Raw genomic sequence first — 19,706 nt, forward strand, 5'->3', positions numbered from 1 at the left:
ATGGCCACACAGTCGGCGCACGGCGGCACGAGGCGCGTGCGGCCATGGCGCATGCTGGCGCTCGGGGTCGCGGCGCAGACCTCCGGCACGATCATCGTCAGCGTTCCGGCATTCCTCATTCCCCGGCTGCAGGCTGAATTCGGTCTGAGCCTCGCCAACGCGGGTGCGCTGGCCACCGCCCCGACGCTCGGCCTGGTGCTCACGCTCGTCGCCTGGGGGCGCTTGCCGACCGATTCGGCGAGCGGATCGTGTTGGCGCTCGGCCTCGCGCTGACCGCGGTGGCCACGGCGGGCGTGATGCTGAGTGGGAGCGTGCAGATGCTCGGTGTGATGTTCGTGTTCTGCGGTATGGCCGCGGCGAGCACGAATGCGGCGAGTGGGCGTGTCGTGGTCGGCTGGTTCGATCGGGATCGTCGTGGATTCGCCATGGGCGTGCGCCAGATCGCGCAGCCGCTCGGCGTCACCGTCGCCGCGTTGACGGTGCCGACCCTCGCGGCCGGCGGGGGCATTGCCACCGCCGTGCTGCCGCCCCTTCTGCTGCTCACGGTTCTCGCGGTCGCCTGCTGGTTCGGAATCGTGAACCCGCCGCGTGCGAGCGTGGTGAGTGCTGCCGCGGCGCCATTGCCGGTGTCTCCGTATCGGGCCAGCGGCTTCCTCTGGCGCATCCACGCTGTCGCACTGCTGCTCGTCGTGCCTCAGTTCACCCTGACGACGTTCGGCCTGGTCTGGTTGGTGTCTGACCTCGAATGGACCCCGCTGGCCGCCGGCGTCGCGATCGCCGTCGCCCAGTTCGTCGGGGCGATGGGGCGCATCGCGCTCGGCGCCGTCAGCGACAGGGCGAGAAGCAGGGTGTGGCTGCTCCGCGTGGTTGCCGTGGCCGCGGCGGTCGCGATGGTGTTGCTCGGCAGCGTCGCCGCCTGGCTGCCCGACGCGGCTCTCGTGGTCGCCATGATGCTGGTCATCGCGTCGACCATCACGGTCGCCGACAACGGGCTCACCTTCACCTCGGTGGCGGAGGGGGCAGGCAGTTCCTGGGCCGGTCGCGCATTCGGCATCCACAACACCGGGCAGTACATCGCGGCGACGGCGGTGGGGCCGGTGGTGGGCGGGCTGATCGGGCTGATCGGCTTTCCGCTCGCCTTCGCGGCTGTGGCAGTCGCCCCTGTGTTCGCCATCCCGCTCGTGCCGCGCCGAGATCACGACGCCATCGGTGCTGTGCCGGCTACTGCTGTGGCCGTGGCACGCTGATCGCCTCCACGGCGGCGTCCCCGCGGATCTCACGCATCCTGACGATGACCGCGTCGACGGCAGCCGCGTTGAGGGTCGCACAGACGACGCTGTTGGCGCCGAGTGATTCCAGACCGCCGGCGCGGATGCGGATCACCTCCCATCCGACTTCCGCCAGGGCATCGTCCTTCTCCCGATCGGATGCTGCTTTGAGGCCGCGATGGGCTCGCCGACTGCGCCCGGGATCGTCGTATTCGACGGCGATTCGCAGCGCCGGGATCACGATGTCCGGCCAGGCCTCCTGCTTGCCATAGAACATGCGCGCCAGGCGGATCGTATTGACGCCGTGGGGGAGCGTGATGCGTTCGGCGAGCAGCATGCGCAGCCGTTGCTCCGTGAGCGAAGTGCGGGTGCGCAGCCCGGGATTCATCGACGCGACACCGGCCTCCGGTGACACGGTCGCTGCGTTCCGAATGCACTTGGCGCAGCTCGGCCCGCTGAGCACGGCCAGCACGGTTGCCCGATAGCGGTCATGGCCGCGGGGGCATACCCAGCTGTACTCCGCGCCGACCCGGGTCTCCCCGGCCAGCGCCTCACGCTCCGGCGCGATGACCTTGCGCAGGAGTTCCTCGCGAGAACGCTGTGTTTCGGCGATCAGCATGCAGAGCGGGCACGCGCGTTGCAGCGTGAGCACGCCGTGGTCAGCGGCGGCTGCTCCGTGCCCGCAACGGAATCGCACGGCGACCATCTTCTCGCTCCCTTCGAATCTGCCAGCACCATACGCCCCACCACCGACACCCGCCTCTCGGCGTGTGCGCTTGACCCCGAACGGGGGTCACCGCACAATGGGCACGTGGCGCGAACGGTGTCACTCGGCGAAAGGCCAATGATGAGCGATCCGCACGAGATCCAACGCGACACCGCAGCAGTGTGGTCAGAGAACGCCGCGCAGCCAGAGACGCTTGCAATGACGGGGGTGTACCCGCAGGCCGAGCAGTCCGAATCGTCGGAGCCGTCCGAGGAGCGCACGGAGCCCAAACCGCGCCTCACCGCCGACCAGAACATCCGACTCATGCTGGTTGTCATCGTTGGCGTCGTCGCGCTGTTCTTCGCGTTCGGTCTGTTGGCGATCTTCAGCCCGACGAGCGCCACGGTCGCCGCCCTCGCCGTGATCGCAACGCCGATCGCGTCCATCGTCGCCGCCTACTACGGCATCACGCTCAGTATGCAACAGGTGCGTGCCGCGCAGCGCGAGCGCGAGGCAGCCATCGAGCGCGTCGCCGCGGCCGAGGCCGCCGCCCGCGAATCCGATGTGTGGGCAGCCCAGCTGGAGTCAGCGCTCCGCGTGGCCAAGGTGAAGCTGGACGCCGCCCGCATCTCGACCGGTGATGTCGAACGGGCAGCCGGGGTCGACGCCGACTTCTTCTGACCCGGCCGTCAGGGCACGAGAGCATCGGTGCCGCGCGCGAGCGCATCCACCAGCTCTGCCGCACCCCGCCGGCGCACGAGCGCGGCAGCTTGCCCGGCCCAGAGTGACATGAGCTCGGAATCTCCGCGCCGCGCCGCCTCGGCCTTCACCGGTGCCGTCAGCCAGTTCTGCACGGGGAAGGGCGCCAGCGGGGTGCCCGTGGATTCGAGCTCCCTGAGCATGCGATTGGGGATCCCGCGGGCGAGCCGCCCGCTGAACGCCCGCGTGAGCACCGTGCTCTCGGCATCCGCACCGAGGATGCGCGAACGATGCGCATCGGAGATCGCCGATTCGGCGCACACCAGGAACGCCGTGCCCAGCTGCGCCGCGGATGCCCCCAGCGTCAGCGCGGCCGCGACCCCGCGGGCATCGGCGATGCCACCGGTCGCGACCACCGGAACGTCGACGGCGTCGACGAGCTGCGGCAGCAGGGCGAAGAGCCCGATGAGCGAGTCCTCCGGCTCGGCCAGGAACGACACACGGTGACCGCCGGCCTCGAATCCGCTCGCAATGACGGCGTCAACGCCTGCCGCTGCGAGCGCGCGACCTTCCGCAACGGTCGTCGCCGTTCCGAGCACGCTGGTTCCTGCCGAATGCAGCCGATCGATCTGTTGCTCTGACGGGACACCGAACACGAAACTGGCCACAGCCGGCCGAGCGTCGAGGAGCGCATCGAACTGCTCATCGAAGTCGGGAAGGTAGCGCTGGGGCCGGGTCGGCAGCGCGAGTCCGAGTTCGACGAAGAACGGTTCCAACGGTGCAACCCACGCACGGAAGTCGTCGTCGTCCACCGGCGGAATCTGGTCCCCGTGCGGCAGCCAGAGGTTCAATGCGAATGGGCGCCCCGTCTGCTCGCGCAGCGCCCGTGCCGTCGACCGGATGCGCTCAGCGTCATAGCCGTAGAGGCCGAAGCTGCCGAGCCCTCCGGCGTTGCTGACGGCGGCGGTGAGTGGCACCGACGACAGCCCGCCGAAGGCGCCGAGCGCAATCGGCAGCTCGATGCCGAGTGCCCGCGTCAGAGCGGTGTCCCGCCATGCGCCGGTCACCGTCGGCCGCCCCGCGGCTCGGCCATCGCCCGTCGCACCCGCGCCAGCGAGCGCTCACGCGGCCACACCCGAACGTTCCGGGGCAGCCGGGGGTAGACGAAGCGGGTGAGCCGGAACACCCGATCGAAGCGCAGCTGTCGTCTGGCATCCCACTGCAGGCCGTGCATCGCACGGACCGTTGGTGGCAGGAGCCCCGTGCTGACCAGCCGAACCAGGGGCATCGCGGCGCGTGCGGCGAGGGGAACGGTGCGCGGATGCAGCAACGCCTGGACAACGGTGCGGCTCTCGTGACTCGGCTCCAGCTGGGCGAGCATGCGCTTCCAGTAGAGCTCGAACTGCTCGCGGTCGGCCGGCCAGAGCTCAGCCGGCATCTGCAATCGCGCCCCGAGCGCGGCATAGTCGAGGTACACCGCCTCGGCCGAGGCGTCGTCGAGAGTGCCGAGCAGGCGATCCTGCACCTGCATCGCCGCGTAGTACAGCGTCGCCGCCACCCACAACTGCAGTTCGGGGTCGACGGCGTTGTACGCGGGCTCTTCGCGCTTGCCGTGAACGGGGCCATGGGCCCTGTTCACCCGACGCACGACGGCCGCGACCATCTCCTCATCACCGAATGCGACCGTGTACACGTAGTCAAGGGTGCCGAAGAGGCGGTCGAGTGGCCGCTCGACGAAGTCGCTGTGTCTGGCCACGCCGCGTGCGACCGCCGGGTGTGCGAGCTGCAGCAGGATCGCGGCTCCGCCGCCTCCGAGCAGGGCGGCTTCACCGGCCACGTCGCTCAGGCGAAGGGGAAGCTGAGTGGGTGTCGTCACAGCAGCACGCTACTCCTCCCGGCTGAGCGTCAGACCAGCGAGCTACACTCCTCACAATGAGCAGCGCATCACAGGCCCGATCCGGCAGCACCCCGAGAAACCGGATCAGGCGCCTCGCGGCGGTGCTGCTCGCCCCGGCCCTGCTGCTTGGCGTCTCCGGCTGCATGACCGGCATCGGGCCATCCGCGGAGCGGCCATCGCCGGCCGCCACCGAACCGAGCGTCGAGCCGAGCCCCAGCGCGGAGCCCGATCCGGCGGAGACCGCCCTCGCCACGATGACGCTTGAGCAGAAGATCGCCAGCCTGCTCATCCTGCACACGCCGGGAACGGACGGGGCGGCGCAGCGGGCATTCATCGACCGCTACGGCCTCGGCGGGGTGATCCTCATGGGCGCCAACATCCCGGGCGGAACGGAGGCGACCGACACGGCCGCTCTCGCCGCCATGACGGCGACGATTCGCGGTGATGACGAGATTCCCCCGTTCATCGGCATCGACCAGGAGGGCGGTGAGGTCGTGCGGGTCGGGCCGGACCCGGCGCCGGGCGCCGATCAGCTCCGCGGGCTCCCGGTCGAGGCGACGGAACAGGCCTTCCAGGCGCGGTCGACCATGTTGGCCGACGCCGGCATCTCCCTCAATTTCGGGGTCGTCGCCGACGTCAGCGCCGACCCGTCGTCGTTCATCTACGGCCGCTCGCTCGGCGGCGATGCCGCGGCCTCCAGCGCGCGGGTCGCCGCGGCCGTCACCGGCGAGGGCGACCGCGTGCTCAGCACGATCAAGCACTTCCCAGGCCACGGAGCCGCCCCTGGCGACTCACATGTCGGCATCCCGAGCAGTGAGATGCGCTACCTCGACTGGACGCGTCAGGAGGCGCCACCGTTCCGCGCCGGAATCGATGCGGGCGCAGACTTCGTGATGTTCGGGCACCTGGCGTTCCCCGCCATCGACGCCCAGCCGGCGAGCCTCTCCTCCGCCTGGCACCACATCCTGCGTGAACAGCTCGGCTTCACAGGGCTCTGCATCTCCGATGACATGCGCATGCTGCAGGATTCCGGCGACCCGCGCTACGCCGACCCGGTGCAGAACGTGATCGCGGCCTTCGCAGCAGGCACCAGCATCGTGCTGTACACGCTGCCGGCCGATCCGGCCACGATCGGGGTCGACATCGATGCCGTCATCCGGGGCGTCGCGGATGCCGTGCGCTCCGGCCACATCTCGGCCGAACAGATCGACGCCGACGCCCTCGCGGCGCTCCGCCTGCGCGAAACTGCCTGAGAAAAACTTTCGGCAACACGGAATACCCGCGAAAGACAATGCGTTTGCATGTATCACGGCCGTGGAATCGGCCCTCAACCACGTAGAAAGTAGCCACATGACTGCAACGCTCGACACCACCATTCCCGGATACCGTGCGGGAACCTGGATCATTGACCCCACCCACAGCGAGGTCGGATTCAGCATCCGCCACCTGATGATCAGCAAGGTCAAGGGCAAGTTCGAGCGCTTCAACGCGACCTTCGTCACGGGCGAGAACCCCCTCGACTCCACGGTGACGGCATCCGCCGAGGTCGCCTCGATCAACACGAACGAGCCGAACCGCGACGGTCACCTGCGCACTGGCGACTTCTTCGAGGCCGAGACCTACCCGACGATCGACTTCGTGTCGACCGGCGTGCGCGTCGTCAAGGGCGAGTTCCTCGTTGATGGCGACCTCACGATGAAGGGCGTCACCAAGCCGGTCACCTTCGAGTTCGACTTCGGCGGCTTCGGCGGCGACCCCTACGGCAACTACAAGGGCGGCGCGACGGCCAAGACGGTCGTCAACCGTGAGGACTTCGGCCTCACCTACAACGCAGCACTCGAGACCGGCGGCATGCTGCTCGGCGACACCGTCACGATCTCGCTCGAGCTCCAGGCGGCGCTGCAGGCGTAATACACCGTTGCGCCGAGAGGGCCGTGGCTGATGCCACGGCCCTCTCGGTCTTCTCACATGCACGCTCGCTCAGGATGGACGATATGGCACAGACCCGCACGGCCCCCGGCGCGCGCATCGCAGCGCGCCTGATCGCCGTTGTCGCGGTGCTGCTGGCCATCGCATTCGTCGCCCACCCGCTGATCCCCGGAGCGGTCGGCACCGCGATCGCAACGGCGCTGCCGTGGCTGGTGCTGCTGGTTCCCGTGCTCGTCATCGCGGCGCTGTTGACCCGTCGTCGGCGGGCGTGGCTGATCGCCGGTCTGCCGCTGCTCGCCTGGCTGGCCGTGGTCGGACCGCTGTTTCTCCCTCTGGCGGCGCCGGCCTCCGCCGATGTCCAGCCAGAGACTCTCACGGTCGCGAGCCAGAACGTGCAGGCGGGATCCGGAACGGCCGCGGAATCCGCTCTCGCCCTGGCCGATGCCGGCGCCGACGTGATCGCACTCGAGGAACTCGACGGCGCCGCCCGTGAGGCCGCCGCCGATGCCCTGAACGAATCCCACCCGTACTCCTACGCCGTCGGCACCGTCGGGCTCTGGAGCCGGTACCCGGTCGTCAACGAACAACCGCTCGAGCTCGACCTCGGCTGGAACCGTGCTCTGGCCGCCGACCTGGAGACCCCGTCCGGCCTGGTCAGCGTCTACGTCGTGCACGCCGCCTCGCTGCGGCCAGGCGCCCAGAGCGACAGGGACGGGATGCTCACCGAGCTGGCCGCGATCGTCGAGCGCGACGAGAACGAGCGGGTCTTGGTCATGGGCGATTTCAACGCCACGAGCACCGACCCAGCACTACGGGCGCTGCAGCAGAGCGTCTCTGAGCCGAACCGCACAACGGCATCGCTCGGTTTCACCTGGCCGAGCGGGATGCCGCTTGCTCGCATCGACCACATCTTCCAGCACGGGCTGGAGGCGCTCGAAAGCTCCGTCATGGAGGCGGGGGAGAGCGACCACCTCGCCGTGCTCACCAGCTTCGCGCTCTGACGCGGGGCGCGGGACGTCGGATCATCGCCGCCGACGTCTGCGGCCGCGGATCGCCGCGTCCAGGGGCGGAACGACCGCGAAGGCGAGGAATGCCCACGAGCCGATGAAGGGTGCCAGCAGAACCACGACGAGGCCGGTGACGACCGCGCCGAGCGCCCTCCTGCTGCTCGCCCGCACCTCGTCATCCGACATGTCGCCGAGCAGGCCGCGCGGCGACGTCGTCACATAGCGCCACAGCGCCCAGTCGAAGAGCAACACCCAGAGGAAATTCAGCGGCAGCACCAGGCGCCCGAGCAGGAGCTCGCTGAAGTCGGCGTTCACGCTCGTCGTGAACGGGATGAGCACGACACCGAGCAGGCGCAGGGAGTTGAGCCAGAGCACGGGGTCATCGACACGCTTGACGTACTCGAACTGACGCGTGTGCACCATCCACAACATGCACAGCAGCAGGAAGCTGATGACGAAACTGAGCACACTCTCCGAGATGGCGCCGAGTGCATGCCACAGCTGGTCGTTGTTACTGATGGAACCGAGGTGGTCGACCGAGAGGTCGAGGACCAGGAGCGTCGCCGCGATCGCGAACACCCCGTCGGAGAACGCCTCCAGGCGTCGGGGTGAGAGCAGTCGCGGCTGATCAGTCACCGACGATCTCCTCACGAACCCGCCGCAGATCCTCCATCAACGATCCGATGAGGATCCAGTGCTCCGGATGCGGTGTCGCGATCACGAGGGGCGCGGTCAGTGCGGGCGGCTCCACGGTGTCGTCGTGCGCCGCGACGGTGTCGCCGCTCGCGTCGACCAGTAGCAGCAGATCGTGGGCCGCGCGTTTCAGCTCGACGGAGATCGCGCGCACCGTTGGTTCCTGCCTGAGGCTGTCGTCGTAGTGGTCACGCACCGCCCTGGTCATGCCGAGCACGCGGTTGACCAGGGGAGAGAGCCGATCGAGCAGTGCGGCCTCCGCCTCGACCGCACTGCCGAGCCGCGAGCGGCGCGGGTTGAAGGCGAGGCTCTCCCTGCCCTGCTTCACGGCGTCGGCCGCCTTCGCCTGCATCGGGCGGAGCAGACGCGCGTTGAGCAGCAGCTCCTCGAGCTCAGCGGGGCGCAGCGGTTTTTCGAGCGCGACCGCGAGCCGATCGATCGTCGCTGCCACCTCGCGGCCGAGGGCCGCGACGCTCTCCTTGGCCGGCGCGAGCAGCACGGGCGGGGCAATGCTGATCGTCACGATGAAGCCGATCGTCGCGCCGATCAGGGTCTCGATGATCCGCTCGGCCGCATAGCCTGGCGTCGTCGTGCCGAGCGCCAGCACGAGCATCGCGCTGATGGGAATCTGGTTGGCGGATGCCGGTGTGAGCCGCAACGCCCAGCCGATGAAGATCGCCACGACGATGCTCGTCAGGATGATCCACTCGCTCTCGCCGAACAGCTGGGCGATGACGGTGGCGACAATGACGCCTGCGATGACCCCGACGGAGCGCTCGATGGCGCGCCCGAGTGTCTGGTTGACGCTCGGTTGCACGACCAGCAGCGCGGCGATCGCGGCGAAGATCGGCATGTCGGTCGGCAACAGCAACTGCGCGATCAGCCAGGCGAGCACGGAGGCGAATGCCACCTTCGTCACCTGCAGCAGGGGCACCCGGCTCGGGGCCTGGATGCGAGAAGTCATTCGCACCCCCTCAGGCTAGTCCTGCAGGGTGAGCCCGAGAAAGCGCGCGTATCTGCGTCCATCACGTCGGATGCCGGCCAGCTGCCCCGCGCTCAGCTCGGTGAAGGGCTCGGCCGTGACGTGCAGCCTGGAGCCGGCAACTGCCCGCCTCTTCCACGTTCCGACGACACGGCCGCCGGCGACGATGATCGGCTGGAACACGCCGTTCTTGCCCGGCACGATGCGCCCGTGGTGCTCGATGTCGGCGGCGACCTCCCTGTCCCGGTAGCCGAGGAAGTACTCGTCGAATGCCGGCAGCAGCCAGACGGATGCCGCGAAGCGACGCCGTTCGGCCGCGTCGGCGACAGCGCCGTCCGCCTCGGCCGCGACCCAGTAGCTGGTCTCCGCGAAACGCCGCTCGGCCAGCAGCGGGCGCGCGATCGCGAGCCCACGCTTCGCCTCCGCCATGGTCACCTTGCTCCACCAGACGAAGTCCTGCAGGGTCGCCGGACCGTGGCCGCGGATGTACCGCAGCAGGAACTCGGCCAGCGCCTCGTCCCGCTCGAGCCGCCTGGGCTCGGGGACCCACTCGTCCAGCAGCACCAGGGCCTGCGCGTTGCCGGCCGTCGGCCCCCAACAGAGCGTTCCCGTCTGCGCGAGGTACCAGATCAGGTGGTAGCCGCGGCCGTCGGCTGTCGCGATGCCGTTGCGCTCCAGCAGTGCCTGGAACTCGTCGCGGGTGAGGCTGTGGCCTCCGTGGAGCGCCTCGACGGCCAGTTCCCGTGCCCGCTCGTACACCGCACTCGTCAGACCCTGCCGCTCGTGCGTCGGCCTGGCCTGGCGCAGCAGACGCTCGGTCGTGCACTGCAGCATCCACCCGAGGTCCTGCCCTGGAACAAAGTGCAGCGTTCCGCGCATCGGCCAGGAGCGCACCAGCTCTCCGGAGTCGATCGCCGCGTCGATCGACGCAACGGTCGCACCGGGGCAGCGGGCGCCGATCGCCCACTTCGCGGCCGCGAGATCCTGCCCCTGGAGCGCGAGCAGACGGTCGGGGACGGCGGCTGGCCTCGTGGCATCCGCGGGGAACAGGCCCTGCGCCCTGGCCCGCAGGAGTGCGAGTTCGCGCTGTGCGGTGAGCCGTGCCATCACCCCAGTATTCTGCATCGGGCACTTGTGCAGGGTGAGCTTCGGTAGAATGGTGCGTTGCGCCGCTTTTCGGATGACCGCGCGCCAACCCCCACACTCTTTGACAGTTGCTGTCACCTACAGAAATGGATGCGCCGTGCTGAGCGTTCAAGACCTCGAGATTCGCGTCGGAGCGCGCGTGCTCATGGAGAACGTGAATTTTCGCGTATCCGCCGGTGACAAGATCGGTCTGGTCGGTCGCAACGGTGCAGGCAAGACCACGCTGACCAAGACACTCGCGGGGGAGACCCTGCCAACAGGCGGCACCATCGAGCGCAGCGGCGAGATCGGCTACCTGCCGCAGGACCCTCGCTCCGGTGACCCGGAGATGATGGCGCGCACCCGCATCCTCGACGCCCGCGGTCTTGGCACCATCGTGCTCGAGATGCAGCAGGCGACGCTTGACATGGGCAGCAGCGACGAGGCCGTGGCCGCGGCCGGCATGAAGAAGTACGGCAACCTCACCGACCGCTTCCAGGCGCTCGGCGGCTACGCGGCCGAGGCGGAGGCCGCGTCGATCGCGAGCAACCTGAACCTGCCCGACCGCATCCTCGAGCAGCCTCTCAAGACCCTCTCCGGTGGTCAGCGCCGCCGCATCGAGCTTGCCCGCATCCTGTTCTCGGATGCCGGCACCATGATCCTCGATGAGCCGACCAACCACCTCGACGCCGATTCCGTCGTCTGGTTGCGCGAGTTCCTGAAGAACTACAAGGGCGGCTTCATCGTCATCACCCACGACATCGAGCTCGTCGGCGAGACCGTGAACCGCGTGTTCTACCTGGACGCCAACCGCATGGTCATCGACACCTACAACATGAACTGGAAGAACTACCAGCGTCAGCGCGCCGCCGACGAGGAGCGCCGCAAGAAGGAGCGCTCCAACGCCGAGAAGAAGGCCGGCGTTCTGCAGATGCAGGCCGCCCGCTTCGGCGCCAAGGCGTCCAAGGCCGCGGCGGCGCACCAGATGGTCGCCCGCGCCGAGAAGCTGCTCGCCGGCCTCGACGAGGTGCGCGTCGCCGACCGCGTCGCAAAGCTCCGGTTCCCGACCCCCGCCCCCTGCGGCAAGACGCCGCTGATGGCCGAGAACCTCAGCAAGAGCTACGGTTCACTCGAGATCTTCACGGCCGTCGACCTGGCCATCGACCGCGGCTCCAAGGTCGTCATCATCGGCCTGAACGGTGCCGGAAAGACGACGCTGCTGCGCATCCTCGGCGGCGCCGACCAGCCGGACACCGGCTCGCTTGTTCCCGGCCACGGCCTGCGCATCGGCTACTTCGCGCAGGAGCACGAGACGATCGACGTGGGCCGCACCGTGCTCGAGAACATGGTCTCCTCCTCGCCGAACATCACCGAGACCGAGGCGCGCAAAGTGCTGGGCTCGTTCCTGTTCACCGGCGACGACGGCCACAAGAAGGCGGGCGTGCTCTCCGGTGGCGAGAAGACCCGTCTGGCCCTGGCCATGATCGTCGTCTCCGGCGCCAACGTGCTTCTGCTCGACGAGCCCACGAACAACCTCGACCCCGCTAGCCGACTCGAGATCCTCGATGCGCTCGCGCACTTCGAGGGCGCCGTCGTCCTCGTCAGCCACGACCCCGGCGCCGTCGAGGCGCTGAACCCGGAGCGCGTGCTGATCCTGCCCGACGGCGTCGAGGACCACTGGAACAAGGACTACGCGGACCTCATCGCCCTGGCCTGACAGGCCGGGCCGAGCTAGACGACGGGGTACTTGAACCCCACGTGGGAGCCGACGAAACCGAGGCGCTCGTAGAAGCGATGCGCGTCGGTCCTCGCGGCATCCGAGGTGAGCTGCACCAGGCTTGAACCGAGCGTCGGCGCGGCCACGTCGGTGACCCAGCGCATCATGGCCCCGCCGATTCCGGAGGAGCGCAGCGCGCTGTTCACCCGCACGGCCTCGACGAGCAGGCGCGTCGAACCCCGCCGCGCCATTCCGGGGATCCGCGTCAGTTGCATGGTCGCTATGGGCACATCCGCTCCATCGACGACCACGAGCAGCTCGTTCGCGGCATCCTGGACGATCTGCTCCAGCGCGGCCAGGTACGCGCCACGGTCGTCAACGTGGGCGATGTCGCCACGCGAACTGCTGATCGGGTCATCGGAGAGCAGTGTCATCAGTGCGTCGAGATCGCCCGCGGTCGCCCGCCGCATGGTGACGTCTCCCGCACGGGTCTCGAGGCTTGTCGGCAGTACGAGATCGATGAGCATGGCTCCATCCTTGCAGCAGCTCGGCTACCGGGCGTTGTCGAGGATCTCGTCTTCGATCTCGGAGTCGCTTCGCGTCTTGAGCGACTGCTTCGTGGCTCGTGCTGCCGCGCGCTTGCGCTCGGCCGGGTCGTCGATGTTGACAGCACGGAACTCCTGGCGCGCCGCCCACCCCAGGCCGATGAAGGCCATGATCGCGAACACGTACCACTGGAAGGCGTAGGAGAGGTGGGGCCCCTCGTCGCGTGGCGGCTTGATCACGGCGAGGGGGCGCGGATCGATCGCCTCCGGGGTCTCCGAGATCATCAAGCCGTATGCGCCGGTGTAGTTGTCGGTTCCCAGCCGTTCGGAGACCTCGTGGAGCTGAATCGTCGAGATCTGGTTGCCGCTGGAGCTGCGGCCGGCCAGCGATGGCTCTCCGGCCTTGAGCCTGGCGACGATGGTGACGGTGCCATCCGGGGCGGATGGCACGACATCCGGGGCATCCTGAGCAGAACCGGTCGGCAACCAGCCGCGGTTCACGATGAAGACGGTGCCGTCGGCCAGCTGCAGGGGAGTGAGCACCTCGAAACCGGGCATCCCGGCACGGGGGCGGGTGCGCACGAGCAGCTCGTCCTCCTGGATGTACTCACCCTCCATGACGACGGGGAGCCACTTCTGCGACTCATCGAAGCTGTCGAGCGTGGGCAGCGCCTCCGCCAGTGGAACCGGTTCGGCCGACCAGTTGTTGTCGACCCGCTGGATCTCCGCCTGCGCCTCTGCCCGCCTGGCGAGCTGCCAGTTCCCGAGGAAGACGCAGACGACCGCGAAGAGCACGGTGAGGGCCAGGTAGCCGGCCCACCGTTTGCTGAGCAGGAAGCGCCAGCCGCTCACGAGGCGTCCTCCAGCGCGCTCACGGTGAGGGGGAACTCCCTGGCTGCGAGGAAGTCGCGCAGATAGTCGACATGCTCGTCGCAGGCCAACCAAGTCTTGAACCGTTCGCCCGTGTGGATGCGCGGGTTGCGCCAATCGATTCGCCACCGCGCATCCGCTGAGCACGCGGCGCGCGAACAGGCTTCGCGGGGCAGCGCTCCGCCGAGGAGGCCCATCCCGATGAGGTCAGTCATTCTTGCGCTTCCAGGCCCTTTCGATTGCGCCGGGGCGCAGTAGGTTCGACGACTTCGCCTTCGACGGCACATTGGCAATGACGACGGCGAAGTACGGCAGCACCACGGCTCCGATTGCGGGCAGCAGCAGCCACCAGCCTTTCAGAAACAGCATGGAGAGCACGCAGAGCACACGAATCCCCATCGCAAGCGTGTATTTGAGCATGCGGTTGCGCCGCTCCACCTCAGGGGAGACGGGAAGTGACGTGATGGATTCGTGCTTCATGGCTATGCCTTAAGCCTACGTCTCCTGAGGGGTGGCGAAGACGCTCTAAACTGGGTCAGATTTGCCCGTTCGCCTCGCCAGCACTGCCCGATTGGACCACACCATGACCACGCCCCGCACAGTACTCGTCACCGGAGGGAACCGGGGCATCGGTTTCGCCATCGCCGAGGAGTTCGTGGCGCAAGGCCACCGCGTCGCCGTGACCGCCCGCTCAGGGGAGGGTCCTGCAGGATCCTTCACCGTGCAGGCCGATGTGACGGATGCCGCGTCGATCGACGCCGCATTCACCGCGATCGAGGCAGAGCTCGGCCCGGTCGAGGTGCTCGTGGCCAACGCCGGCATCACCCGCGACACGCTGCTCATGCGTATGAGCGAGGACGACTTCGTCGACGTCATCGACACGAACCTCACCGGCGCGTTCCGCGTGGTGAAGCGGGCGTCCAAGGGCATGCTCAAGGCCCGCTACGGCCGGATCGTGCTGATCTCCAGCGTCGTCGGGCTCTACGGCGGCCCCGGCCAGGTCAACTACTCCGCGTCCAAGGCCGCCCTCGTCGGCATGGCCCGTTCCATCACGCGCGAGCTCGGTGCCCGCGGCATCACGGCGAACGTCGTCGCGCCCGGCTTCATCGAGACCGACATGACCGCAGCGCTCCCCGCCGAGCAGCAGGCCGAGTACAAGAAGAACATCCCGGCCGGCCGTTTCGCCACTCCGAACGAGGTCGCCAAGGTCGTTGCCTGGGTCGGCAGCGACGAGGCCGCGTACATCTCCGGTGCGGTCATCCCGGTAGACGGCGGCCTCGGGATGGGCCACTAGACGACCGAAGCGTTCGGTGCCGTAGGGTCGCGATATGCGGATCGTCGTCTCAGGGACCCACGCGAGCGGAAAGAGCACATTGGTTGCGGATTTCGCGCTTCGCCACCCGGAATTCGCTGTGCTGCCCGATCCGTTCGATCTCGTGGATGAGATGTGGGACAGCCCGAACGCCGCCTCGTTCGCCGCGCAGCTTCGGATCTCGGCCGATCGACTCGATCCACTCGAGTTGCCCGAGAACCTCATCGCCGAGCGTGGCCCCATCGACTTTCTCGCGTATCTGCTGGCTCTCGAGGAGCTGACAGGAGCATCCAGCTCCCGTCAGCTCCTCGAGCGCTCGACAGAGATCACTCGGGAGGCGCTGAGCCACGTTGACCTGCTCGTGGTGCTGCCGCTCACCGCGATCGACTCCATCGAGGCCGGCATCGACGAGCACCTGGAGCTCCGAGACATGATGAACGACATCCTGCTCGATCTCCTCGGCGACTCCGACCTCATCGGCCAGCGCCTGAAGGTCGCCGAGATCACGGGCGACCGGGACCGCCGACTGTCAGCTCTCGAGGCTCTGGCCATCCGAAAAACCGACTGAGCCCTAGCTCAGGCCGGAGCGGCTCAGCCCCGCAGGCCGAGCAGCGGCAGAACCTGGCCGAGGTCGGCGACGTCGATGGCGACGTCGGCCTCTGCCCGCACCCGCGGCTTGGCGTTGAACGCGACGGAGAGACCGGCGACGGCCATCATGGCGAGGTCGTTCGCACCGTCCCCGACGGCGACCGTGCGATTGAGCGGGATGCCGGCGGCATCCGCCCACTCCTGCAGTGCGTGCGCCTTGGCCGCGGCGTCGATGATCGGTCCAGACACCCGACCGGTGAGCTTGCCGTCTTCCAGTTCCAGGCGGTTCGCACGCCAGCTGTCGAGGCCGAACTGGGCCGCCAACGGGTCGAGGAGCTCGTGGAAGCCGCCGGAGACGACCCCGAAGAGTCCTCCGGCCGCCTTAACCCCGGCGATCAGTTCGTGGACCCCCGGCGTCGGGCGGATCAGCGCGCCCACCTCGGCGAAGACGCTCTCGGACAGGCCGCCGAGCGTCGCGACTCGGGCGCGCAGGCTCTCCGCGAAATCGAGCTCACCGCGCATGGCCTGCTCCGTGACGTCGGCGACGAGTTCACGGGAGCCGGCGGCATCCGCGAGGAGTTCGATGACCTCGTCTTGGATCAGGGTGGAATCGGCATCGAGGACAACTAGGAAACGCGGCGAGCTCATGCGGCGACTGTAACACCCTTGCCGACGACGGTGATGCCGGAGGCCGTCACGCTGAAGCCGCGCGCGCGGTCGTGATCGAGGTCGACGCCGATCGTCGCCCCAGCCTCGACGACCACGTCCTTGTCGAGCACGGCGCGGATGACGCGGGCGCCGGCCTCGATGCGCACGCGTTCGAACAGGATCGAGTCGACAACCTGTGAGCCGGAGTCGACGTGCACCCAGGGGCCGAGCACGCTGCGTTCGATGTGGGCGCCGGAGATGAGCGAGCCGAGCGACACGATGGAGTCGATCATCGTGCCGAGCGCCCCGTGCGCGTCCCTGACGAACTTCGCGGGAGGGGAGTTGCGCTGCTGCGTGAAGATCGGCCACGCCTCGTTGTAGAGGTTGAAGACGGGCAGGGCGGAGATGAGGTCCTGGTGCGCGTCGAAGAAGGAGTCGATCGTTCCGACGTCGCGCCAGTAGTAGCGATCACGGTCGGTGGAGCCTGGCACGACGTTGCGGCGGAGGTCGTAGACGCCCGCCTCGCCGCGCGCCACGAAGTCGGGGATGATGTCGCCTCCCATGTCGTGGCTGGAATCGGTGCGCTCCCCGTCGCGCAGCACGGCCTCGATCAGGGCGTCGGCGTCGAACACGTAGTTGCCCATCGATGCGAGCACCTCGTGCGGGGCATCGGCAAGGCCGACGGGGTTCTGCGGCTTCTCGAGGAAGGCGCGGATCGACTCCGGGGAGTCGGGGTCGACGTCGATGACGCCGAACTGGTCCGCCTGATCGATGGGCTGGCGGATGGCGGCGACGGTCGCCTTCGCCCCCGAAGCGATGTGCGCCTCGATCATCTGGCTGAAGTCCATGCGGTAGACGTGGTCGGCGCCGACGACGACGACGATGTCCGGCTTCTCATCGCGCAACAGGTTGAGGCTCTGCAGAATCGCGTCGGCCGAACCGCTGAACCACCGCTTGCCCAGGCGCTGCTGCGCCGGCACGGAGGCGATGTACGAGTTCACGACGCCGGAGACGTGCCACGTCTGCGAGACGTGACGGTCGAGACTGTGCGACTTGTACTGCGTCAGAACGACGATCTGCGAGAGCCCGGAGTTGATCAGGTTCGACAGTGCGAAGTCCACGAGGCGGTAATGCCCGCCGAAGGGAACGGCTGGCTTTGCGCGGTCTTCCGTGAGCGGCATCAGACGCTTGCCCTCGCCACCGGCGAGGACGATTCCGAAGATCTTCTTGGGCTTCATGCCCCCACCCTAGGGCAGCTGAATGACACTTCCTAGACGCATTCCGCTCTGTGTCGACCCGGCTGCGCTAGCGTTGCCCCATGCGAGTCGATCTGCTCACCAAGGAGTATCCACCCGAGGTCTACGGCGGTGCAGGAGTGCACGTCGCGGAGCTCGTCCGCGCCCTCCGCGCAGACATCGATGTCGTCGTTCGCTGTTTCGGCGCGGAGCGGGACGCTCCCGACACGATCGCGTACGCCGCACCCGAGACCCTGGCCGACGCCAATGCGGCTCTCAGCACGCTCGGCGTCGACCTCGCGATGGCCCAGGATGTCGCAGGCGCCGACCTCGTTCACTCCCACACCTGGTACGCAAACGGGGCAGGACACATCGCCAAACTTTTGCACGATGTTCCGCATGTCGTCACCGCGCACAGCCTCGAACCGCTCCGGCCGTGGAAGGCCGAGCAGCTCGGCGGCGGCTATCGCGTGTCGAGCTGGGTCGAGAAGACGGCCTTCGAGGCAGCGGACGCGGTCATCGCGGTGAGCGGCGGCATGGCCCGCGACATCCTGCGCTCCTACCCGTCGCTCGACGAGCAGCGCGTGCACGTCGTCTACAACGGCATCGACCTGAACCGCTGGAAGCCGTTGCACGACAGCGACACCGTTCGGGCGCTCGGCATCGACCCCGATCGGCCATCGATCGTCTTCGTCGGCCGCATCACGCGGCAGAAGGGGCTGCCGTATCTGTTGCGGGCGGCCAGGCTGCTGCCGGCCGATGTGCAGCTCGTACTCTGCGCGGGCGCGCCGGACACGGCCGAGATTATGGCCGAGGTCAGCGCGGGCGTCGAGGTGCTGCAGAGTGAGCGCGACGGGGTCGTCTGGATCGACCGGCTGCTCAGCCAGCACGAGCTCTCTGCTGTACTCACGGCGGGAACGGCCTTCGTCTGCCCCTCGGTCTACGAGCCCCTCGGGATCGTCAACCTCGAGGCGATGGCGTGTGGGCTGCCCGTCGTCGGAACGGCGACCGGCGGCATCCCCGAGGTCGTCGTCGATGGAGTGACGGGCCGCCTGGTCCCGATCGAACAGCTGGATGACGGCACGGGAACGCCGATCGATCCCGACCGTTTCGTGGCCGATCTCGCGGCGGTGCTCACCGAGGTCGTGAGCGACCCGGAGCGCGCCGAGGCGATGGGGAAAGCCGGCAGGGAGCGTGCGGAGCGGGAATTCGATTGGACGCAGATCGCGGCGCGCACCCGCGAGATCTACGCCAGCCTGCTCTGAGCGGTCGCCGCGGCTCGGTAGCATAGGAGCATGGCCAGCGTTCTTCAGCTCACAGACGTCTCCGTCGTTCGCGACGGCAACACAATCCTCGACTCGGTGAACTGGACGGTGAATCCCGACGAACGCTGGGTCGTGCTCGGTCCAAACGGCGCGGGCAAGACCACGCTGCTGCGCATTGCCGCAGCGGCATTGCACCCGAGCAGCGGCACTGCCCTCGTGCTCGAGGAGCAGCTGGGCAAGGTCGACCTGTTCGAACTGCGCCCGATGATCGGCTTCGCGTCGACCGCGATGGCCAGGACGATCCCGAAGAACGAGAAGGTTCTCGATGTCGTGCTGACCGCCGCGTACTCGGTGACCGGCCGCTGGAACGAGGAGTACGACGAGCTCGACACGCGTCGTGCACAGCGGGTTCTGGCCGAGTGGAAGCTTGATCACCTCGCCGACCGCCTGTTCGGCACCCTCAGCGACGGCGAGCAGAAGCGCGTGCAGATCGCGCGTTCCGTGATGACCGACCCGGAGCTGCTGCTTCTCGATGAGCCGGCGGCCAGCCTCGACCTCGGTGCGCGCGAGGAGCTGCTGCACCTGCTCGGTGGCTACGCACAGTCGCCGAACGCCCCGGCCATCGTCATGGTCACCCACCACGCGGAAGAGATTCCCCTCGGCTTCACGCACGCCCTCGTGATCGCGGCTGGTCGGGTCGTCGCCGCTGGACCGTTCGCCGAGGCGCTCACCTCTGAGGTGCTCACCGAAGCGTTCGGTCTCGGGATCGAGCTGAGCGAGCAGGACGGGCGCTTCGGCGCGCGTGCGGTCTGACAGCCCGAATTCTGCTAAGCTCGGTAGCTGGCCCCCGGGCCGCAAGCTTTCTCGCCTGATCGGACTGTGATCGGCAAGACAGATCACACCAGTCTCAACACACAAACAACTTTCAACGCTAGGAAATTCGATGAAGTCTGAAATCCACCCCACTTACGCACCGATCGTGTTCCGCGACCTTGCTTCGGGTGCAACCTTCCTGACCCGTTCGACGGTCGGCAGCGCCAAGACCATCGAGTGGGAAGACGGCAACACCTACCCCGTCATCGACGTGGAAATCTCCTCGGAGTCGCACCCGTTCTACACGGGCAAGCAGCGCATCATGGACTCGGCCGGACGCGTCGAGAAGTTCAACCAGCGCTTCAAGGGCTTCGGCGCCTAAGACGCTTAACGAACAAAGGGCAACC

At 68.1% G+C, this 19,706-nt stretch carries 24 protein-coding genes; 12 read left to right on the forward strand and 12 right to left on the reverse strand.

Going from position 1 to position 19,706, the window contains the following annotated elements:
- On the forward strand, positions 1-273 hold the full coding sequence (locus EV379_RS17380) for a hypothetical protein (protein ID WP_242616276.1): 273 nt from the start codon (positions 1-3) through the stop codon (positions 271-273).
- A complete protein-coding gene (locus EV379_RS07265; protein WP_242616277.1) occupies positions 249-1,247 on the forward strand; it encodes an MFS transporter in 999 nt (332 codons plus the stop codon). The genes EV379_RS17380 and EV379_RS07265 overlap by 25 nt, the downstream gene beginning before the upstream one ends.
- Here the strand turns inward: EV379_RS07265 and EV379_RS07270 are convergent.
- Positions 1,222-1,974, reverse strand: coding sequence for a hypothetical protein (locus EV379_RS07270; protein ID WP_130505548.1), 753 nt, complete (start codon positions 1,972-1,974; stop codon positions 1,222-1,224). The genes EV379_RS07265 and EV379_RS07270 overlap by 26 nt on opposite strands.
- Positions 1,975-2,115: 141 nt before the next feature.
- Here EV379_RS07270 and EV379_RS07275 point away from each other — a divergent pair, with 141 nt between their 5' ends.
- Positions 2,116-2,655, forward strand: coding sequence for a hypothetical protein (locus tag EV379_RS07275; protein ID WP_130505549.1), 540 nt, complete (start codon positions 2,116-2,118; stop codon positions 2,653-2,655).
- An 8-nt stretch (positions 2,656-2,663) separates the two neighbouring features.
- Here EV379_RS07275 and EV379_RS07280 read toward each other — a convergent pair whose 3' ends face one another.
- Both EV379_RS07280 and EV379_RS07285 read right to left on the reverse strand, forming a co-directional pair.
- Positions 2,664-3,740: an NAD(P)H-dependent flavin oxidoreductase gene (locus EV379_RS07280; RefSeq protein ID WP_242616278.1), complete on the reverse strand. Its 1,077-nt coding sequence runs from the start codon at positions 3,738-3,740 to the stop codon at positions 2,664-2,666.
- Positions 3,737-4,549: an oxygenase MpaB family protein gene (locus EV379_RS07285; protein WP_130505550.1), complete on the reverse strand. Its 813-nt coding sequence runs from the start codon at positions 4,547-4,549 to the stop codon at positions 3,737-3,739. Before EV379_RS07285 ends, EV379_RS07280 begins: the two co-directional genes overlap by 4 nt.
- A gap of 56 nt (positions 4,550-4,605) precedes the next feature.
- Between EV379_RS07285 and EV379_RS07290 the strand changes: the two genes are divergently transcribed.
- The 3 genes from EV379_RS07290 to EV379_RS07300 all read left to right on the forward strand — a co-directional run bounded on the left by EV379_RS07290 (position 4,606) and on the right by EV379_RS07300 (position 7,500).
- Positions 4,606-5,823 carry a glycoside hydrolase family 3 N-terminal domain-containing protein gene (locus EV379_RS07290; RefSeq protein ID WP_130505551.1) on the forward strand — a complete coding sequence of 406 codons (1,218 nt, stop codon included), beginning with the start codon at positions 4,606-4,608 and terminating at the stop codon, positions 5,821-5,823.
- A 97-nt stretch (positions 5,824-5,920) separates the two neighbouring features.
- Positions 5,921-6,481, forward strand: coding sequence for a YceI family protein (locus EV379_RS07295; RefSeq protein ID WP_130505552.1), 561 nt, complete (start codon positions 5,921-5,923; stop codon positions 6,479-6,481).
- Between the two features lie 83 nt (positions 6,482-6,564).
- Entirely contained in the window at positions 6,565-7,500 is a 936-nt protein-coding gene (locus EV379_RS07300; RefSeq protein WP_165397315.1) for an endonuclease/exonuclease/phosphatase family protein, read from the forward strand.
- Positions 7,501-7,521: 21 nt separating this feature from the next.
- Here the strand turns inward: EV379_RS07300 and EV379_RS07305 are convergent, their stop codons facing one another.
- Genes EV379_RS07305 through EV379_RS07315 form a run of 3 tightly spaced genes read right to left on the reverse strand, consistent with a single transcriptional unit; the run spans position 7,522 to position 10,288 of the window.
- Positions 7,522-8,142 carry a TMEM175 family protein gene (locus tag EV379_RS07305; protein WP_165397316.1) on the reverse strand — a complete coding sequence of 207 codons (621 nt, stop codon included), beginning with the start codon at positions 8,140-8,142 and terminating at the stop codon, positions 7,522-7,524.
- Positions 8,135-9,163, reverse strand: coding sequence for an FUSC family protein (locus EV379_RS07310; RefSeq protein WP_341273526.1), 1,029 nt, complete (start codon positions 9,161-9,163; stop codon positions 8,135-8,137). The genes EV379_RS07305 and EV379_RS07310 overlap by 8 nt, the downstream gene beginning before the upstream one ends.
- A gap of 15 nt (positions 9,164-9,178) precedes the next feature.
- Positions 9,179-10,288: a winged helix DNA-binding domain-containing protein gene (locus tag EV379_RS07315; protein ID WP_130505556.1), complete on the reverse strand. Its 1,110-nt coding sequence runs from the start codon at positions 10,286-10,288 to the stop codon at positions 9,179-9,181.
- Positions 10,289-10,424: 136 nt separating this feature from the next.
- Between EV379_RS07315 and EV379_RS07320 the strand changes: the two genes are divergently transcribed.
- Entirely contained in the window at positions 10,425-12,023 is a 1,599-nt protein-coding gene (locus EV379_RS07320) for an ABC-F family ATP-binding cassette domain-containing protein (RefSeq protein ID WP_130505557.1), read from the forward strand.
- Between the two features lie 14 nt (positions 12,024-12,037).
- Here the strand turns inward: EV379_RS07320 and EV379_RS07325 are convergent, their stop codons facing one another.
- From EV379_RS07325 to EV379_RS07340, 4 genes are read right to left on the reverse strand one after another with little or no spacing between them, the layout of a single operon-like run.
- Positions 12,038-12,550: a GNAT family N-acetyltransferase gene (locus EV379_RS07325; protein WP_130505558.1), complete on the reverse strand. Its 513-nt coding sequence runs from the start codon at positions 12,548-12,550 to the stop codon at positions 12,038-12,040.
- A 24-nt stretch (positions 12,551-12,574) separates the two neighbouring features.
- Positions 12,575-13,420 (reverse strand): SURF1 family cytochrome oxidase biogenesis protein, encoded by an 846-nt coding sequence (locus EV379_RS07330; protein ID WP_130505559.1) that lies wholly within the window; start codon positions 13,418-13,420, stop codon positions 12,575-12,577.
- The gene (locus EV379_RS07335; RefSeq protein WP_207226208.1) at positions 13,417-13,653 is read right to left on the reverse strand and encodes a hypothetical protein; all 237 of its coding nucleotides are present in this window, start codon (positions 13,651-13,653) and stop codon (positions 13,417-13,419) included. The genes EV379_RS07330 and EV379_RS07335 overlap by 4 nt, the downstream gene beginning before the upstream one ends.
- Positions 13,646-13,918, reverse strand: a complete 273-nt coding sequence (locus EV379_RS07340) for a DUF3099 domain-containing protein (protein ID WP_130505560.1) — start codon at positions 13,916-13,918, stop codon at positions 13,646-13,648. The genes EV379_RS07335 and EV379_RS07340 overlap by 8 nt, the downstream gene beginning before the upstream one ends.
- 103 nt (positions 13,919-14,021) lie before the next feature.
- Here EV379_RS07340 and EV379_RS07345 point away from each other — a divergent pair, with 103 nt between their 5' ends.
- Entirely contained in the window at positions 14,022-14,732 is a 711-nt protein-coding gene (locus EV379_RS07345) for a beta-ketoacyl-ACP reductase (protein WP_130505561.1), read from the forward strand.
- 34 nt (positions 14,733-14,766) lie between these two features.
- Positions 14,767-15,318, forward strand: a complete 552-nt coding sequence (locus EV379_RS07350; protein WP_130505562.1) for a nucleoside/nucleotide kinase family protein — start codon at positions 14,767-14,769, stop codon at positions 15,316-15,318.
- Between the two features lie 23 nt (positions 15,319-15,341).
- Here the strand turns inward: EV379_RS07350 and serB are convergent, their stop codons facing one another.
- A complete protein-coding gene (serB, locus tag EV379_RS07355; RefSeq protein WP_130505563.1) occupies positions 15,342-15,986 on the reverse strand; it encodes a phosphoserine phosphatase SerB in 645 nt (214 codons plus the stop codon).
- On the reverse strand, positions 15,983-17,224 hold the full coding sequence (locus EV379_RS07360; RefSeq protein ID WP_130505564.1) for a glucose-1-phosphate adenylyltransferase: 1,242 nt from the start codon (positions 17,222-17,224) through the stop codon (positions 15,983-15,985). The genes serB and EV379_RS07360 overlap by 4 nt, the downstream gene beginning before the upstream one ends.
- Before the next feature lie 80 nt (positions 17,225-17,304).
- On the opposite strand from EV379_RS07360, the gene glgA reads away from it, so the two are divergent.
- The 3 genes from glgA to EV379_RS07375 all read left to right on the forward strand — a co-directional run bounded on the left by glgA (position 17,305) and on the right by EV379_RS07375 (position 19,681).
- Entirely contained in the window at positions 17,305-18,486 is a 1,182-nt protein-coding gene (gene glgA / locus EV379_RS07365) for a glycogen synthase (RefSeq protein ID WP_130505565.1), read from the forward strand.
- A 30-nt stretch (positions 18,487-18,516) separates the two neighbouring features.
- Positions 18,517-19,299, forward strand: a complete 783-nt coding sequence (locus EV379_RS07370) for an ABC transporter ATP-binding protein (protein WP_130505566.1) — start codon at positions 18,517-18,519, stop codon at positions 19,297-19,299.
- Between the two features lie 130 nt (positions 19,300-19,429).
- A complete protein-coding gene (locus tag EV379_RS07375; RefSeq protein ID WP_047410596.1) occupies positions 19,430-19,681 on the forward strand; it encodes a type B 50S ribosomal protein L31 in 252 nt (83 codons plus the stop codon).
- Positions 19,682-19,706: the final 25 nt, after the last annotated feature.

Origin of the sequence: Microterricola gilva (genome assembly GCF_004217495.1) — a bacterium.
Taxonomy (GTDB): Bacteria; Actinomycetota; Actinomycetes; order Actinomycetales; family Microbacteriaceae; genus Microterricola; species Microterricola gilva.